Here is a 17,236-nt window from a genome sequence, read left to right on the forward strand (position 1 = left end):
ACCCGCGCATCGGCCCTCCCGTCAGACCGTTAAGGTCAAGGCATGGACGATCTCCTGACAGCCGTTCACGACCTGCTGCCCGCACGCCACGACACCGTGATGGTTGCGGTCGCGAAGGAGGGGCGCACCGCGCACGCGACCTTTGGAGCCCCCGACGGCAGCGACGGCGAACTGGGCTCCATCACCAAGGGACTGACCGGCCTGCTGTACGCGCAGGCGCTCGCGCGCGACGAGATCGACTCCATGACGCGCCTAGGTGACCTCCTTGACCTCGGCAACTCCCCCGCCGCGCAGCTGCTGCTGGGAGACGTGGCCGTGCACCGGTCGGGCCTGCCTCGACTGCCCCACTTCGACCGAGACAAGTCCATGCGGGCGCGCGTCAAGGCTATGAAGCGCGACGGCACTGATCCCTACGGCGACTCGCTCGAGGAGTGGCTGGGGTTTGCACGCCAGACTCGCATCAAGCGGAGGCGGTTCCGCTATTCGAACGTGGGCTATTCGCTCCTGGGGCACGCGCTGGCGGCCGCGGCCGGAACCTCGTACGGGGCGCTCGTGCAGGAACGAGTCCTCACCCCCGTGGGTATGCACGGCGCCTACGTGGCGGCAGCGCCCTCTGACCTGCGCGCGTCAGCGCTGCCAGGGACCGCCAAGAATGGCGATGTGCAATCGGCGTGGACGGGTGAGGGGATCGCGCCGGCCGGCATGGTGCGCGGCACGGCGGGTGACCTCGAAGCTCTCGTTCAGGGGCTGGCTGGCATCACGGAACTGCCGGGGGCCGATGCCCTGGAACCGGTCGCGAAGGCACAGGCACCGTCCATGGTGGGCGCGGCTTGGCTCGTGACGCCCGCGCGCGGGCGCATAGTGACGTGGCACAACGGCATGACGGGTGGCTTCGCGTCCTTTGTAGGCGCAGATCGCGAGGCCGGCATTGGCGTCGGCATCATGTCAGCAGTGGCGTCCGATGTGACGCACTACGGGTTTGCCGCGATCGACGCCATGGGCGCCTAACCGCGCGGAGCCTCGGACTCCACCAAGACGGGCGGCGTCGCTGCGGGCTGCGCCCCGCCCTCGCGTGGCGTGGCGGGCAGTTCGTCGGCGCCAGCAGGGCCAGATTCGGCCCTGGCGTGGGGACCGCTGATGAACAGGTAGGCCATCCCGATGACGACCATGCCACCCACGAGGTTGCCCAGGCCCACCCACAGCAGCATGGAGGCGAACGCCCCGACGGACACCGACACGGTGCCGGCGCCAAGGATCCCGAGCCCAAAGATGGTCATGTTGGCGACCACGTGCTCGAAGCCTGAGGAGATAAACGCGAACACGCCCCAGAACAGGATGATCGCCTTCGCCGCTTCACTGCGCACGCGCGACGCGGCCCAGATGGCACCGCACACCAGGATGTTGCACATGACGCCGCGGAAGAAGAGCTCCGCGGGCGCGGACTCGAGCCGAGCCGTCACGGCACCGTCCAGCATTCCCTGGGTGGCGGGTGCGGAGAAGATGCCGGACTGAATCAGCACCCACGCCAAGAGCAGCGAGCCTGCGAGGTTGCCGATCACGATCACCACAAACGCCCACAGGGCCTGCCACCACGTCACGGCTCGCCGTGCGGCTCCGATCGGCAGCGACATCATTGCTGACGTCGCCAGCTGCCCGCCCGCGAAAACCACAAAGGTCAACGCGATCGCGAATACAGCGCCCGAGACGAGTTTGGTCGCAGGAGATCCCGCTGCGTGGAATGGTCCCGCCGCAGAGAACATCACGTACACGCCCGTGCCGATCCACAGGCCGGCCATCATCGCCGAGGTCAGGAACCGCCACGGGTGGGACCGTACTCGCGCCACCTTCGCGACGGCGTCGTCGACCTGTGTGCCGATGTTGTCTGAGAGAGTCTTCACGTGACTACGCTACGGTCACGACCCAGTCACTATCAGGGTCTTTGGTCCCCGCCCAGCAGGCGTTGCCGCCTGCACCTGGCGCTAGTCGTGCCGACGCAGGCTCATGGCCCGCTGCGCCTCACGGTTGTCCTGCTGCTCGCGAAGCGTTTGACGCTTGTCGTACTGCTTTTTACCGCGGCCAATACCGATCTCGATCTTCGCGCGCCCCTTCACGAAGTACAGCCGCAGCGGCACAATCGTGAAGCCCTTTTCACGGGTTTTGATGAGGAGCCTATCGATCTCGGCGTGATGCAGCAGCAGCTTGCGCTTGCGCCGTGGCGCGTGGTTCGTCCACGTTCCCTGCGAGTACTCGGGAATGTGAATGTTGTCGAGCCACGCCTCGCCGTTGTCGATGTACACGTAGCCCTCGCCAATGGCGGCGCGGCCAGCGCGAAGGGCCTTCACCTCGGTGCCTCGCAGCACCAGTCCGGCCTCGAAGGTCTCGTCGATGAAGTAGTCGTGGCGCGCGGCACGGTTGCTCGCCACCACCTTCAGCTCATCCGCCATGCCACACCTCCTCGGTACCCATTGATTGACCGCCACCCATGCACACGGTGCGCGGGACGGGGATCCGAGTCTAGGCGAAACTCCCACCCCTGCGCGACGCTCCTCGCGCCGAGCGGACGCTGGTGATGCTTACAGCACGCTCATGGGGTTGACGGTCGCGCCATTGACGTACATCTCGAAGTGCAGGTGGCACGCAGTCGAGGTTCCGGTGGTGCCTGAGTAGCCAAGCAGGTCGCCCCTGTTCACGCGCTGGCCGCTACCGACAGCGAAACGCGAGAAGTGGTTATAGCTCGTCATCACGGAGTCACCGCCCACGGTGCCGTGGTCCACCATGACCTGGTTGCCAAAGCCGCCCGTGTAGCGCGCCCACGCGACCGTGCCAGGCGCGGAGGCGTAGATGGGCGTGCCGCAGTAGGCGCGGAAGTCCGTACCCGCGTGGAGGCGCCAGTACCCCAAAACCGGGTGATAGCGCATGCCGTACGACGACGTAATGTGCACGTTCTTGGTGGGATAGGCGAAGAAGTTCGACTGTGTCTCCGCCCCGCCGTTGCTTTGAGCCGCTTCCTCATCCGCCTTGCGCTGCGCTTCCGCCTCAGCCTCCGACAAGCCCTCCTCGGCCACCAGCTTCGCTTCCTTAGCGTCCTGCTGCTGCCGGTAGAGCGCCGCCACCTCGTTGCGGATCTGCTGCTGGAGACGGTCGTTCTCTTCCTGCTGCGCCACGAGCGTGGAACGCTGCTGTTCCAACTCTCGCTTGACCTTCTCCTGTTCGGCCACCAGCGCGTCGACCTCGGCCTTGGCGTCTTCCGCGTCCTGACGCAGGCCCTCGAGCTCGATCACCAGAGCATCAGCCTGTGCCTTGAGCTCGGCGATGTAGTCCCTGACCGCTTCCTGACGCGCGCCACGGTTGCGGTTCACGGCCGCAATTTCTTCGAGCTCGCTGAGAGTGCTGGCCTGCACCCGCGACGCGGATTGCTGGGCGGTGTACTCGTCCACAAACTGCTGCGCGTCAGCGGAGCCCAGCACGATGCTGAGCGATGCGTTCAGCGAGGCGCCCTTGTAGCGTTCACGCGCGATGGCCGCGACGAGCGACTCAAGCTCCTCGGTGCGTTCCTCATCGTCAGCGATCTGCTTCGTGATGGCGCGGTCTTGAGCTTCAGCGGCCTCCAGCTTGTCGGCGACGATGCCCTGCTCGACCACTGCCGCGTCAACGGCCGCCTGGGCCTGCGCGAGGGCCTCTTCGAGCCCCGGCAACTGCGCGTTGAGTTCCTCAAGACGTTCGGTGGTCGCGACAATATCTGCGTCCGTGTCATCAATCGCAGAGTCGAGCATCGCGGCTTGGTCCTCGACGGACGCCTTTTCCTTCTCCGCGTCGTTGATGTCGTCCTGGGCAGAGTCGATCGCGTCCTCCTGCTTCGCGATCTCGTCCTCCCAGTCGGAGATAGACGCGCCTGCGGCGCCCGCCTGCCCCACGGCCACGCCTCCCACCACCGCAGCAAGGAGCACTGCGGCAATGACGATGAACTCTCGGCGAAGTGTCCTCATGCTCGGGTGTACCTCTTCAACGTGAGCAGGGATGCGATCAAGGCGAGTCCCACGGCAGCCACAATGAGCCACGGGGCTACGGCCCACACATCGTCCCGGCTGATGTAGTCGACCCACGCGATGGAGCTGGTGAGCCAGCCCTCGACGAAGTAGCGCACCGCGAGCCACAGGCCCCCGATCGCCATCAGGGCGCCACCCGTGGCCGCCGCAGCGCCTTCGAGCATGAACGGCGCCTGGATCAGGGACCGCGAGGCGCCCACCATACGCATGATGTTGGTCTCACGTCGCCGGCTCAGCGCGCTCAATCGGATCGTCGTCGTGATGAGCAGGATCGCGGTCAGCATCATGATTCCTGCCAGGGCCGCGGCAAGGATGGTCGCGGAGTTCAACAGCGAGAACAGATCGTCGAACACCTCTCGCTGGTCGTAAACGGTCTCGACACCAGGCAATCCCGCGGTCGCATCCGCGACAACCTGGAACTCCTCCGGATCGTGCAACTTCACTCGCAGCACTGGCGCGAGGTCTTCTGGTTCCAGCTGTGCGTAGACGCCGGAGTCGTCCGCAGCGACGATGTTCTCGTACACCTCGTCGCGGGTCTCGACATAGACGGTGTCAACCAGCTCGGAGACGTTGCCTTCCTCGAGCACGGCGATGACGTCGTCCTCCTGAGCGGTGGTCACTGGCCCTGCCGCGCAGTTGTCCTCATACGAGTCCGGCGGGCACAGGAAGATCGACACCTCAACCTGGCCGTACCAGGCATCCTTCAGTTGCTGCACCTGCATCTGCGTCAGAGCGGCAGCGCCCACGAAGGTCAGGGACACGAACGTCACCAGGGCGACAGAAAGCGCCATGGTCGAGTTGCGGCGGAGGCCATTCCAGACCTCGCCCATGATGAATCGCAGGCGCATCAGACAGTCTCCAGCCCGTAGACGCCACGATCTTGGTCGCGCACCAGCTGGCCGCCCTTGAGCTCAATGACGCGCTTGCGCATCTGGTCGACGATTTCGTCGTCGTGCGTCGCCATCAGCACCGTAGTGCCCGTGCGGTTAATCCGGTCCAGGAGACGCATGATGCCCACGGACGTGCCGGGGTCGAGGTTTCCGGTCGGCTCGTCGCACAACAGGATGGGCGGGTGGTTCACGAATGCGCGCGCGATCGCCACGCGCTGCTGTTCGCCACCGGACAGTTCGTGGGGCAGGCGACGTTCCTTGCCTGCGAGACCCACGAGTTCCAGCATCTCGGGAACCGTGGCCTTGACGTCACGGCGTGACTTGCCGATGACCTCGAGTGCGAACGCGACGTTTTGGTAGACCGTCTTGTTGGGAAGCAGGCGGAAGTCCTGGAACACCGCCCCAATCTCGCGACGCAGCTGGGGCACGCGCCAGTTGGAGAGGCGGTTGAGGTGGCGTCCAGCCACCCAGATGTCGCCGCTGGTGGCGCGTTCTTCACGCAGGATCAGTTTGAGGAACGTCGACTTGCCGGAGCCGGAGGATCCCACCAGGAACACGAAGTCTCCGCGCTCGATCTCCACGTCTACGGCGTCGAGCGCTGGGCGCGCGCCGCGCGTGTACACCTTGGAGACATTGTCGAATCGGATCATGAGTCACTTCCGCGCGTGGGGTCGGTCACGCGCTTCCGCAAGCATCGTAAGAACGCGTCAAGCACGCTCCCCGCAGGCGCGCCGCGCGTGTCCATGTCGCCTTGTTCACACTTCACAGTGCGCCCATGGGGCCGATGCTCGGGTTGCGCGCGCATTCGCGTCGCCTAGAGTCGAGGTAATCGAGAACGGGAGTCGCGGTGACGGACGACGACAGCGGGGCGAGTATGCGTGCGGCCGACTCGGCGCACACGCAGGGCGTACCTCACCTCCCGGCATCGATAGCGGCGGTCATCGCGGACTATCCGGAGGCAGTGCGGGACCGGATCCTAGAGGTGCGCAGCTTGGTATGGAGCATTGCCCACGGCGACCCAGGCATCGGCGATCTCCACGAGACCTTGAAGTGGGGCCAGCCGAGCTTCCTGACCGCGTCCCCACGCACGGGGACTACCGTCCGCATCGACCGGATCGGCAAGGGTGACGACGTCGCTGTCTTCACTCACTGCCAGACAACCTTGGTGGACGAGTGCCGCGCGCGGTTCGGTGACCTCTTCGACTACGACGGAACGCGAGCGGTGATCGTCAGGTCTTCCGAGCCCATCCCCACGACTGCCCTCGGCGAGCACATCAGTGCCGGCCTCACGTACCACCGCCGGTAACGACGCAACGCGACGCGACCGAGCATCGGCCCTTAGCTCGCCTGGTTCTCCACCTGCTGCTGCTTGCGCCACCGAATACCCGCGTCGATGAGCCCATCGAGGTCACCGTCAAAGACCACCTGCGGGTTACCCACTTCGTAGCCGGTCCGCAGATCCTTGACGAGCTGCTGCCCATAGAGGAAGTACGAGCGCATCTGGTCGCCCCAGGACGCCTTGATGTCTCCGGCGAGTTCCTTCTTTTGCGCCGCTTCCTCTTCCTTCTTGAGCAACAGCAGGCGCGACTGCAGCACGCGCATCGCGGCCGCGCGGTTTTGAATCTGCGACTTCTCGTCCTGCATCGACACGACGATGCCGGAGGGCAAGTGCGTGATGCGCACCGCGGAGTCCGTGGTGTTGACGGACTGACCGCCGGGTCCGGAGGAGCGGAATACGTCGATCTTCAGGTCAGCTTCCGCGACCTCGACGTGGTCGGTCGACTCGATCTGCGGAATCACCTCGACGGCCGCGAAACTCGTCTGTCGCTTGTCCGCCGAGCCAAAGGGACTGATGCGCGCCAGGCGGTGCGTTCCCGCCTCGACCGACAGCGTGCCAAACGCGTAAGGAGCGTTGACCTCGAAGGTCGCCGACTTGATGCCCGCGCCTTCCGCATACGAGGTGTCGAGGACTTTGGTCGCGTAGCCATGGCGTTCCGCCCATCGCAAGTACATGCGCAGCAGCATTTCAGCGAAGTCCGTCGCATCGTCGCCGCCGGCACCGGATCGGATCGTGACAACGGCGTTGCGCTCGTCCCACTCCCCCGACATCAGGGTGCGGACCTCCATCGAGGACAGGTCCTTCTTCAGCACCTCGAGCTCAGTCTCGGCTTCGGCAAGGGTCTCCGCGTCCTCGCCCTCCGTTCCGAGCTCCACGAGGACCTTGAGGTCTTCGATGCGGCGCCGGAAGGTCTCGAGCCGCTCGAGTTCACCGTTGGCGTTCGACAACGCGCTAGTCACGGCCTGCGCGTTGTCTTGGTCGTCCCACAGGTCCGGAGCCGCCGCCTGCGATTCGAGGTCAGCAATCTTGGCCTTGAGGGCCTCAGGGTCACTCACGGCCGAAATCTGCGCGAAGGTCGCCTGAAGCGCGGACAGCTCGGTAGGGAAATCGGTAGCCACGACAAACCAGTCTAGTCGCCACGCTCACGTACCCGCCCGCCTCACTCGACCCCGGCCAACGCGGAGCGTCTCCCCCTATGCTCGGTGGCATGACGGTGGACGCCACGGCACATTCCCCTTTCCAGACGGCACGCGTACGTACCTTGCTGCGGATCACTGTGCCGGCGCTCGTCATTGGCGCAATGTGCGGCGTTCTTCTGTGGGCGATCGATGAGGTGGCTGAGGGAGTCACCGTGGTCCTGTGGGAGTGGCTGCCCGAGCTCACGGGGGTTGATCCGGCGGCACGCTGGTGGCCCATCCTGGTGCTTGGGCTCGCGGGACTCGCGGTGGGCGTCACCATCCGCTACATGCCTGGGCACGGCGGCTATGACTCCGCCACCACCGAGCTGGTCGCGCCCGCCCTACCCCTGAAGGCACTGCCCGGCATTGCACTCGCGTTGATCGTCAGCCTCGGCGCCGGGGTCAGTTTGGGGCCCGAAAGCCCGATCATCTCGATCGCCGTAGGACTATCCGTGTGGGGAGTGGCGAAGATCCTTCCCAACGCGAGCCACGGCGCCATCTTGCTCGTGGCGGGAGCCGGCATGGTCGGCGCGATGTTCGGCTCGCCCGTTGCCGCGGCGCTGTTGCTGACGGAGATGGTGGCAGGGGTCAAGGCTGGCGGCCTTCTGTGGGACCGCCTGTTCGCACCCGTCGCGTCCGCGGCCGCGGGTGCTCTGGTGGCGCACCAGCTCGGGGTGGCGTTCGCACCCGGCCTGATCGGCGACTATGCAGGCCCGCACTGGATGGATCTCGTGGTCGGCACGCCTATCGCTCTCACAGCCGCGGCGGCGTCCCTTGCGGGCGCGTGGTTGATGCCGCGCCTGTGGCACCTTTTGCGACGCTTCCCCAACCCCATCGTTTTCACGACGATCGGCGGCGTGCTGTTGGGCATTCTGGGCGCCATCGGCGGACCGCTCACCATGTTCAAGGGCGCGCACGAGACCGGTGAGCTCATTTCGCGCGCCAGCGAGTTCTCCTTTTGGGCGCTGCTCGGACTGGCACTCATGAAGGTGGCCGCCCTGACGGTATCTGCGGCCTCCGGGTTCCGTGGCGGTCGGATTTTTCCCGCGGTGTTCATTGGCGCCGCCTTTGGACTGGCCGGCCATGCCCTCGTGCCAGACACATCGTTGGCTCTGGCAATCGCCGCGGGCTGCTTGGGATCGATCCTCGCCATCGGCCGTGATGGCTGGCTCGCCGTGTTCATGGCCGTGGCGATCGTGGGAGACGTTGAGATCCTCCCCATGATCACCGTGATCGTCCTACCGGTATGGCTGCTGGTGACCTCGGCTCCCGAAATGCTGGTGCACGGCGCGACCGTTCCGCCCAATGCCGGTCACAGCGCCCCCAAGGAGCCGGAGATTACGCCGGAGCAAGCGACCTCCTAGCGCCGCTCAATGCGCGACTTCCCCTGCTGGAGTAGCGGCGGGCCGAGTTTCCCGGCACAGTGGGGAGGACACGCCATCAGGGATGCCGGCGCTGCGCACAGCGGCTATCCCCCAGTTCACGAGGGGCTCCGTTGACCGACATCTTGACCGCCCTGGCACAAGTGGCCATCCTCGTATTTGTCGTCGCCTCGATGATCGCCCTCGGGCTGTCACTGACTTTTGCTCAAATCCTCACTCCGCTGAAGAACGCGCGGCTCGTTTTCATGGGGCTGGTCCTGAGCTTCCTCGTGGCACCCGCCGCTGCTTGGGCCATCGCACAGGTCTTTGGGCTCGGGCAGGATCAGACCCTCGGCTTGCTTCTGCTCGGAGTCGCCGGCGGCGCCCCGTTCTTACCCAAACTCGCCCAACTGGCCAAAGGCGACGTGCCCTACTCGGTGGGACTGATGGTGCTGCTCATGGTCGCCACCGTCGTCTACGTGCCGATCGTCTTGCCGCTTCTGGTTGACGGAGTCAGCATCAGCGCCTGGGACATTGCCAGGCCTCTCGTCGTGGTCATGCTGCTTCCGCTGCTGGTTTCTCTCGTGGTGCGCGCGCGGTATCCAGAGGCGGCCGGTGCAGCACCGGCGATGAACCAGATCTCCTCGAGCGCGCTTGCTCTCGGCCTTGGCGCCGGCATCATCGTCGCTCTGCCGTCGATCTGGGACCAGGTGGGCAGCGGGCTCCTCTTCGCCACCGCAGTGCTCGTCGCAGTGTTGCTTGTGTTGGGGTACGTGATGGGTGGCGCCACGCGCGAACACAAGGTCGTCACATCGCTGGGCACAGCGCAGCGCAACCTCTCCGCTGCGCTGCTGGTTGCCGGGACCAGCTTCATCGATACCCCCACCGTCCTCGTGACCGTCATGGTCGCCGCGCTTCTCCTCACCGCCTCCCTGCTCTTGGCCGCTGGCGAGATGGGCAAACGCGCCGGAACGACCGCGGCCACGACGGCCGATCCCGGTTAGGTGGCAGCGCGGCGTGCGCGTATTGGCTCTTTGTTTACGTGCACGAGGAGGGTGGTACGTTCTCGCTATGACGCAGTCTCCCGGGGGCGGGACTCCCATCGCCAACTACGCCAACGCGCCAAGGTCCACGCACCGCGTCCACGCACGCGCTTCGGTTTCCTCCCCCTCCCCGTTGCGACGGCGCCCGCGGCGGCTGCTGGGCTTGTCCACGGCGGCCGCCGCGACAATGCTGTGCGCAGCATGCGGCGTGTTTGCGCCCCATGATGTGGGTGACATCGAGCAACAGGCCGATGCCGTGTTTGACATGGCCGAGGCCACTTTCCCAGGCATGGCCGAAGACCTTGACGCTGTCCTCACGGGCGCTGGAAGCGGCGAGAACCCTGGCGGCGGCCTGGAAGGCGGGAACGTCTTCATTAAGGTCCAAGTGAAGGCCTCTTTGGACGGCCCACAACCCAGCACAGAACAGATCGCCTCCGCATTGAGCGATGCCGGGTTCGTTGACATTGAGGTGCGAGAGAACGACGTCGCGCTCGCGGGGGGTAGGGGCACCACCGCTGACGGCACGATGGAGGCATACATCGGCTACCTGTTCCCCCCGGAGTTCAGCGCACCGGACTACCACATGGTGTTGCGGAGCACTGAGACGCTGACGGTGCCGTACGGCGACTACTGGGATGACTACAGGTACCGTGACTATCGCGAGTTTGACCCATCGCTTCTCACCCCCGAGCAGTAACGCAACAAGGCCCCGTAGCCCGGATGCGAGATCCGAGCCACGGGGCCTACGTGCTTTGTGCGGCGTTGCTTACTTCTTCGCGGTGCGAGCCTTCCTGCCCGCAGCCTTGGTGACCTTGGCCTCGACCTTCGCCTCCGCATCGGCCGCCTCCGCTTCACGGGCGGCGACATCCTCGTAGCGGATGCCGTAGTACGCAGCCTGCATCATGACCTTCATGTCCGCCAGCATGGGCAGACGCGGGTTGGCGGGTGCGCACTGGTCCTCATATGCGTTCAGTGCAAGGGTGTCCAGCGAACCGATGAACTCCTGCTCGTCGATGCCGACCTGCTGGAACGACCGCTCGATGCCGACCTTGTCGCGCAGTTCCTCAACCGCGGTGGCGTAGGCCTCAACGGCCTCCTCCGGAGTGGAGTGCGCGAGGCCCAGGATCTTGGCGATCTCCTGGAATCGCTCGGGAGCCACGTAGGACTCCTGCTTGGGCCATGAGGTGGGCTTGGTGGGGATCTTGCCGTTGTAGCGGATCACGTGCGGCAGGTAGATCGCGTTGGTGCGGCCGTGAGCGACGTGGAACGTCGAACCGGTGACGTGGCTCATCGCGTGCACCAGACCAAGGAACGCGTTACCGAATGCCATACCCGCGACCGTCGCGGCGTTGTGCATCTTCTCGCGTGCCTTCTCCTGGTTCTCGCCACCGGTGACGGACTCCTCGATGTACTCGAAGACCATCCGGATGGCCTGCAGAGCCATACCGTCGGTGAAGTCATTGGCGTAGACGGAGACGAAGGCCTCTGTGGCGTGCGTCAGAGCGTCGAAGCCTGAGTCGGCCGCGACACGCGAGGGCAGCTGCGCGGTCAACACGGGGTCGACGATCGCGACTGACGGGGTGAGCGCGTAGTCGGCCAGCGGGTACTTGCGTCCGGTCTCGGTGTCCGTGATCACAGCGAAGGGAGTGACCTCCGCGCCGGTTCCGGACGTGGTGGGGATGCACACCAACTGGGCCAGTTCACCCAACTGCGGGAACGTGAAGGCGCGCTTGCGGATGTCGAAGAACTTTTCCTTCAGGTCGCTGAAGACCACCTCGGGGTGCTCGTACATGAGCCACATCACCTTGGCGGCGTCCATGGGGGAACCGCCGCCGATCGCGATGAGGGTGTCCGGCTTGAAGGCACGCAGCACCTCGGCGCCCTTGGTGACGGTCGCGACCGAAGGCTCCGGCTCGACGTTGTCGATGATCTGCACGGACACCTTGTTGGTGCGGCGGTTCAGTACGTCGAGGACCCGGTCCACGATGCCGATGCGGGTCATGGTGGCGTCGGTGATGATGGTGACGCGCTCCACGTCTGGCATGGACTTGAGGTAGCGGATCGAGTTGGGCTCAAAGTAAGTCTTGGCCGGCACCTTGAACCACTGCATGTTGTTGTTCCTCCGGCCAATGCGCTTGACGTTGACAAGGTTGACGGCAGTGACGTTGTTGCTCACCGAGTTGTGTCCGTAGGAGCCGCAGCCCAGCGTCAGCGAGGGCAGGAAGGCGTTGTAGATGTCGCCGATTCCGCCCTGGGAAGAGGGCGAGTTGCAGATGACACGCACTGCCTTGACGCGCGAACCAAACTCCTGGATGAGGTCCTGGTCGGTGGCGTGGATGGCGGCCGAGTGGCCAAGGCCGTGGAACTCGACCATGCGCTCTGCGTAGTCCAGGCCCTGCTCGGTTGACTCGGACTTGAGGATCGCGAGCACGGGGCACAGCTTTTCGCGGGTGAGGGGCTCGGATTCGCCGACTGTGGAGACCTCGGCCATGATGATCGAGGTTTCTGCGGGGACGGAGAAGCCTGCCTGCTGCGCGATCCACTGCGGCGACTTGCCCACCACGTTGGGGTTGAGCTTGGCTCCCCCGCAGTTCTCACCGGAGGCGGTCACACCAAAGATGAACTCTTCGAGCTGAGCCTTCTCCTCAGGCGTGACGCGGTACGCGTGCAGCTTTTGGAACTCCGCCATGGCCGTGTCGTAGATGGAAGCGTCGATGATCGCGGCCTGCTCCGACGCGCACACCATGCCGTTGTCGAAGGCCTTGGAGATGATGATGTCGTTCACGGAGCGCTTGAGGTTCGCGGACTCGTGAATGTAAGCGGGAACGTTGCCGGCTCCGACACCCAGCGCGGGCTTTCCGCATGAGTACGCGGCCTTCACCATGGCGTTGCCACCGGTGGCGAGGATCAGCGCAACACCGTCGTGGTTCATCAGCGCGTTGGTGGCGTCAATGGACGGGTGCTCGACCCACTGGATGCAGTTCTCCGGCGCGCCGGCGGCGATCGCGGCGTCGCGTACCACACGGGCGGCGGCGACCGAAGACTCCTGGGCGCTGGGGTGGAAGGCGAAGATGATCGGGTTGCGAGTCTTGAGCGCAATGAGCGACTTGAAGATCGCCGTCGAGGTGGGGTTGGTGACGGGAGTCACGCCGCAGATCACGCCCACCGGCTCGGCGATCTCAGTGATGCCCAGCAGCGGGTCCTCGTGAATCACGCCGACGGTCTTCATGGGCCCCATGGAGTGCGTCACGTGCTCGCACGCGAAGATGTTCTTCACGGCCTTGTCCTCGAACACACCGCGACCGGTCTCTGCGACGGCCTGAAGCGCCAGGTCGCCGTGCTGGTTGAGCGCGGCCACCGAAGCCTTCTTCACCACCAGGTCGACGTCGTCTTGCGTGAAAGCGGAGTATGCCTGGAGTGCGCGCTGGCCGTTCGCGACGAGCCTGTCGATTTCCTCTGCGACAGACGGTTGAGCAGCGGTGGGGCTGTCCACGGTGGCGGTCATGGTGATTCTCTCCCTTGGGTCACGGATCCCTAGGCGGGATCCTGATAGTTCGAATCTATGACCGAGCGCTGCGGTTCTCGCGTGGCCAAGGTCCCGTGTGACGTTGGTCCTACCAGTGGTGTTGCCGCGTCTTCGGTCATGTGGGGCCAAGTTTCGTCGACACGTGGGACACGGTCCGGTAGCGTCAGTGCCACGATCAACAAGGGGGCATCAATGCCAAATCTGACCGAGTTTCCTCCTGCCGTTTATGTGCCGTGCGCGGAGGCTGTCGCGGACGGCGCAGAGGCTCGCCTTGAGTATCGCCAGACCAAGGACGGTCGCACGGCACTGCTGGTGTACTCCGCACTCGACCGACTCCGTCGGGGCATGGGTGACGTCCAGCCATGGGTACTCCTGCCGACCCCCAGCCTCGAGAAGGTCTGGGAGAAGGACAAGTTTGATCTGGTGCTGATGGACATTGAAGTGCCGGACGAGCACCGCCGTCGCGGAGGGCTAACCGCATGATCCGGATCGACGCGGCCGCGGTACGAGCAATCGCAGCAGGCCTCGACGAGGCTGGCACGGACTTCGACAGCGCGGCATCGAAGGCACCGGCGGAGGCCGATGCTGGAATCGCCAACGCCGCGATCGCGAACCTGCTTGCCTCGCTGATGGACTGCGCTATCCGGCTCGCCGCGGAGCCTCAGGAACTGGCGTCACGAGCGGGAGACGCATTGAGCGACTTCGACTCCAACGAAGGCGCCGCCATCGACGGCCTCCACCTGCCACTGCGGGCAGAGTGAGGCCGCACCATGCAGCAAGACACTCTCATCGAGGGCACACCCGTGTCGATTCGTGAGGTCGAGACGTTCCTCGCCAACGCGTTCTCGCAAGCCGCCACGTCCCTGGCCGACTCTGCCAGGGACTCGGCACGCACATCACAGGATGCGTGGGAAGGCGTGTCCGGGACCGCCTTTCGCACCAGGCTCAACAAGCTCCGCGCCGCAGCGGAAGACGTCCGCGACGAGACCGCGACTGCGCGCACCGCCCTGACTGCGCTCGCCGATGCCCTCGAAAGTGCCCACACCACCATGGACAGCGCTCGCGCGCTCGCACGTGCAGGCGGACTGACCGTGGTCGGGACCGTCATCTATGCGCCCGGTCCCGCGCCCGTCATCATGGCCGACCAGATGGGCACGGCTGCCGCTCAGACCGCCCTGTCGACCTATCAGGCGTCCGTCGACGCGTGGAACAGCGCGATTGCTGTGGCGGACGAGGCGTTTCTTGCATGGGCAGAAGCAGTCGAGACGTTTTCTACCGTCGCCATCGCGTTTCCGGGTTCCTTGGCAACTTTGACCGACGGGCTCATCACTGGGGCGAGCGACGTCACCAAACTCGCAGCCAAGGCACACTCGCTCTCGGCGCTCCGGGAGCTACATCTGGACACGCAGGCGCGGCTCTTGGGGCACGCCGACGCGATCACCCCAGACGGCCGTCTCACCTCGACCAAGGCTCACTTCTATGACCTCCTCAACGGTGCCGACGACGCTGGCGCCAAGGTCAAGGCCATCGACGACGTTCTCAACAAGCACTCCGGGGTCCGCAACGCGGCACGCGTGGGCAAAGGTGTCCCGGTTCTTGGAATCGCGGCCACCGGGTACGGCATTTGGGCGGACATGGAGGCGGGTGAAAGCGGCGGTCAGGCTGTGGTGTCAAATGTTGGCGGCGCTGCGATCGGCATGGGCGCCGCGATCGGCACCGGCGCGCTGATTGGATCATTCATCGCGCCTCCTGCCGGCACCATCGTCGGCGCAGGAGTGGGGGCGATCGTTGGCGCTGCTGCCGGAATCTTCGCGTCGGGGGCCATCGATCACATGTGGGAGAACGCCAGCGAAGGGTTCGTGGACACCGTCAACGCAGGGTGGAAGGAGATCACTGACACGGGTGAAGCAATCGGTGATCTCGCCAGCGACGCGTGGGGAGCGATCTTTGGCTAACCGGCTTTACACGCACTCAGCGACACCCCCTCCGGCGGCCGCGCGTCGAACCATGCCAGGGGCGTACGGCGAACTCGCGCTTCCCCGCTGGGCGTGGTGGGCCGTCATGGTCGTGAATGTCGCCATCACAGGCTTCTTCGTGTTTGGCGCGTTCTACCCCGCAGGGAGCGCTCACTGGACTGCGGCCTTTGCCGCGCTGGCCTGCGGCTGGCTGGCCCTCACCATCCATCTGTATATCCAGGTCATTCATCGACCTCGTGGACGCCGCGACGTGATGTCAATCGAGCCATCCCGCCAGGCTCCCGCGCTCGTTCTCACGGCGAGCCGTCGGCTCACTGCGTGGATGACCATCACCGCATCGGTGTGGGCGCTCGCGCTCGCAACGTTTGCTGTGATCGCGGACGGCGGGTGGGGAGCCTTCTGGGCGGTATGCGCAGGCTTTGCCGCGCTCGGGGTCGCTTCGCAAGCGCTCGCGCTCAAGCCTCGCTCAGTGCGGCTGACCAGTGCGGGCATCGAGGCCGTCACCAACGGCGCGTCCGCCGCGGTCGCGTGGGATGACATCCAGGTGATGACGTGGCAACAAGTCCGCGAAGGCCTCATGGGCATCCGGGTGACGCCAAGGTCCGGGGCAGCTTCATGGCACGCCAAGCCGCATCGTCCCTGGTCCCGACGTGACCGCCGGTTCCTTGAGATCGACCTCATGCCGCTCGACGTGGATCCGCTGCTCGTGGCGCACGCCCTCTTCGCGTATTGGAAGGACCCGGCCGCGCGGCACGAACTCGACTCCGGCACTATCCCCCGCAGGTTCACGGATCCAACGACCGCAACGGTTGACTCGCATGGACGACACATCGTCATCCCGTCCCACACCTACCGCTTCGAGGCCATGGACGCCCGCGAGGGAACACTGCCAACGGCGTAGCCTGCCAATCGCACAGCCGGGCCCCGGCCGCATGATGCCCCGCCGTGAGGGCGACGCATCCCAGGGCTCAGTATGTGAGCAACCCGCGCGACTCGAACTGGCCCCGTACGCGCTCCACGAGTTCCTTGGAGGGTGGCTCCACATCATCGAGCGCGTAGTTCTCGCCCAGCTCGTGCCACTTGTCGCGACCCATCTGGTGGAACGGCAGCACCTCAACCCGCTCGAGCGAGGTAAGAGTGGCGGCGTAGTCGGCAACCTTGTCGACATTGTCGACGGCATCCGTCAGGCCAGGTACGAGGACAAAGCGCAGCCAGATCGGGATGTTGCGGTCGGCGAGCTTGCGACCGAACACGAGGGTCGGCTCCAACAGGCGTCCCGTGACTTTCTTGTACGTGTCTGGGTCCCCTGACTTCACGTCGAGCAGCACCAGGTCAGTGTTGTCGAGGAGATCGTCGGAGGCCCGCAGACCCAAGAACCCGGAGGTGTCGAGCGTCGTGTGCACTCCGATGGCTTTGCATTCGGCGAAGATGCGCTCCACGAACGAGGCCTGCAACAGCGCCTCACCGCCGGAGAGGGTCACTCCCCCACCCGAGGCCCGCATGACGGGCTCATAGCGGCGCACACGCTTCATGAGGTCGTCAACGTGGACGCGCGTGCCGCGCCGCATCTGCCAGGTGTCAGGGTTGTGGCAGTACAGGCACCTGAGGGGGCACCCTGCCAGGAAGAAGGTGAGGCGCGTGCCGGGGCCATCGACGGCTGTCACGAGCTCCCACGAGTGAACCGAGCCCGTGTCACCGCCGGCCTTGGCCGAGCGGTGCAGGTCGGCATCGGCCTCCTCCAGCGGAAGGGGGTTGCGCCCGCTGGGGGCCGATGCCCTGGTGGGCTGTGTCTCACTCGTCACCACGGCATCGGCCGTAGCGATGGAGAGGTCACTGGGGACGGACATGACCTGCGCTCCTTCACGAAGAAAGGGTGC

Annotated in this window: 17 protein-coding genes; 9 read left to right on the forward strand and 8 right to left on the reverse strand. The window is 65.4% G+C overall.

From position 1 onward, the window contains the following. The first annotated feature begins 42 nt into the window (after positions 1-42). On the forward strand, positions 43-1,008 hold the full coding sequence (locus AOP75_RS01905; RefSeq protein ID WP_062076673.1) for a serine hydrolase domain-containing protein: 966 nt from the start codon (positions 43-45) through the stop codon (positions 1,006-1,008). Here the strand turns inward: AOP75_RS01905 and AOP75_RS01910 are convergent. From AOP75_RS01910 to ftsE, 5 genes are all read right to left on the reverse strand, one after another. After that, a complete protein-coding gene (locus AOP75_RS01910; protein ID WP_062076674.1) occupies positions 1,005-1,898 on the reverse strand; it encodes a formate/nitrite transporter family protein in 894 nt (297 codons plus the stop codon). The two genes, AOP75_RS01905 and AOP75_RS01910, sit on opposite strands and share 4 nt — an antisense overlap. A gap of 81 nt (positions 1,899-1,979) precedes the next feature. Next, positions 1,980-2,444, reverse strand: a complete 465-nt coding sequence (gene smpB / locus AOP75_RS01915; protein ID WP_062076675.1) for an SsrA-binding protein SmpB — start codon at positions 2,442-2,444, stop codon at positions 1,980-1,982. Positions 2,445-2,573: 129 nt separating this feature from the next. Further along, positions 2,574-3,986: a M23 family metallopeptidase gene (locus AOP75_RS01920; RefSeq protein ID WP_062076676.1), complete on the reverse strand. Its 1,413-nt coding sequence runs from the start codon at positions 3,984-3,986 to the stop codon at positions 2,574-2,576. Further along, entirely contained in the window at positions 3,983-4,894 is a 912-nt protein-coding gene (gene ftsX / locus AOP75_RS01925) for a permease-like cell division protein FtsX (protein WP_062076677.1), read from the reverse strand. Before ftsX ends, AOP75_RS01920 begins: the two co-directional genes overlap by 4 nt. Then, a complete protein-coding gene (gene ftsE, locus AOP75_RS01930) occupies positions 4,894-5,586 on the reverse strand; it encodes a cell division ATP-binding protein FtsE (protein WP_062076678.1) in 693 nt (230 codons plus the stop codon). Before ftsE ends, ftsX begins: the two co-directional genes overlap by 1 nt. A 197-nt stretch (positions 5,587-5,783) precedes the next feature. On the opposite strand from ftsE, the gene AOP75_RS01935 reads away from it, so the two are divergent. Continuing rightward, complete coding sequence (locus AOP75_RS01935) at positions 5,784-6,242, forward strand: DUF1801 domain-containing protein (protein WP_083966622.1); 459 nt, start codon at positions 5,784-5,786, stop codon at positions 6,240-6,242. Between the two features lie 32 nt (positions 6,243-6,274). Here the strand turns inward: AOP75_RS01935 and prfB are convergent, their stop codons facing one another. After that, positions 6,275-7,393 (reverse strand): peptide chain release factor 2, encoded by a 1,119-nt coding sequence (gene prfB, locus AOP75_RS01940; protein WP_062076679.1) that lies wholly within the window; start codon positions 7,391-7,393, stop codon positions 6,275-6,277. 89 nt (positions 7,394-7,482) lie between these two features. On the opposite strand from prfB, the gene AOP75_RS01945 reads away from it, so the two are divergent. The 3 genes from AOP75_RS01945 (at position 7,483) to AOP75_RS01955 (ending at position 10,554) form a co-directional block, all read left to right on the forward strand. Next, entirely contained in the window at positions 7,483-8,817 is a 1,335-nt protein-coding gene (locus AOP75_RS01945; protein ID WP_083966819.1) for an ion channel protein, read from the forward strand. A gap of 131 nt (positions 8,818-8,948) precedes the next feature. Continuing rightward, positions 8,949-9,818 (forward strand): bile acid:sodium symporter family protein, encoded by an 870-nt coding sequence (locus tag AOP75_RS01950; protein ID WP_152649911.1) that lies wholly within the window; start codon positions 8,949-8,951, stop codon positions 9,816-9,818. 67 nt (positions 9,819-9,885) lie between these two features. Further along, entirely contained in the window at positions 9,886-10,554 is a 669-nt protein-coding gene (locus tag AOP75_RS01955) for a hypothetical protein (RefSeq protein WP_062076680.1), read from the forward strand. A gap of 69 nt (positions 10,555-10,623) precedes the next feature. Here the strand turns inward: AOP75_RS01955 and adhE are convergent, their stop codons facing one another. Further along, entirely contained in the window at positions 10,624-13,362 is a 2,739-nt protein-coding gene (gene adhE, locus AOP75_RS01960; protein ID WP_062076681.1) for a bifunctional acetaldehyde-CoA/alcohol dehydrogenase, read from the reverse strand. A gap of 213 nt (positions 13,363-13,575) precedes the next feature. On the opposite strand from adhE, the gene AOP75_RS01965 reads away from it, so the two are divergent. Genes AOP75_RS01965 through AOP75_RS01980 form a run of 4 tightly spaced genes read left to right on the forward strand, consistent with a single transcriptional unit; the run spans position 13,576 to position 16,260 of the window. Then, positions 13,576-13,866 carry an SAV_915 family protein gene (locus tag AOP75_RS01965; RefSeq protein ID WP_062076682.1) on the forward strand — a complete coding sequence of 97 codons (291 nt, stop codon included), beginning with the start codon at positions 13,576-13,578 and terminating at the stop codon, positions 13,864-13,866. Then, positions 13,863-14,144 carry a hypothetical protein gene (locus tag AOP75_RS01970; RefSeq protein WP_062076683.1) on the forward strand — a complete coding sequence of 94 codons (282 nt, stop codon included), beginning with the start codon at positions 13,863-13,865 and terminating at the stop codon, positions 14,142-14,144. Before AOP75_RS01965 ends, AOP75_RS01970 begins: the two co-directional genes overlap by 4 nt. A gap of 9 nt (positions 14,145-14,153) precedes the next feature. Beyond that, the gene (locus tag AOP75_RS01975) at positions 14,154-15,338 is read left to right on the forward strand and encodes a hypothetical protein (RefSeq protein ID WP_062076684.1); all 1,185 of its coding nucleotides are present in this window, start codon (positions 14,154-14,156) and stop codon (positions 15,336-15,338) included. Between the two features lie 52 nt (positions 15,339-15,390). Next, positions 15,391-16,260 (forward strand): hypothetical protein, encoded by an 870-nt coding sequence (locus AOP75_RS01980; RefSeq protein WP_062076685.1) that lies wholly within the window; start codon positions 15,391-15,393, stop codon positions 16,258-16,260. Between the two features lie 67 nt (positions 16,261-16,327). Here the strand turns inward: AOP75_RS01980 and pflA are convergent, their stop codons facing one another. After that, a complete protein-coding gene (gene pflA, locus AOP75_RS01985) occupies positions 16,328-17,206 on the reverse strand; it encodes a pyruvate formate-lyase-activating protein (protein WP_062076686.1) in 879 nt (292 codons plus the stop codon). Between the last annotated feature and the right edge of the window lie 30 nt (positions 17,207-17,236).

The sequence above is a fragment of the Demequina globuliformis genome, from assembly GCF_000975155.1.
In the GTDB taxonomy this organism is placed as follows: Bacteria; Actinomycetota; Actinomycetes; order Actinomycetales; family Demequinaceae; genus Demequina; species Demequina globuliformis.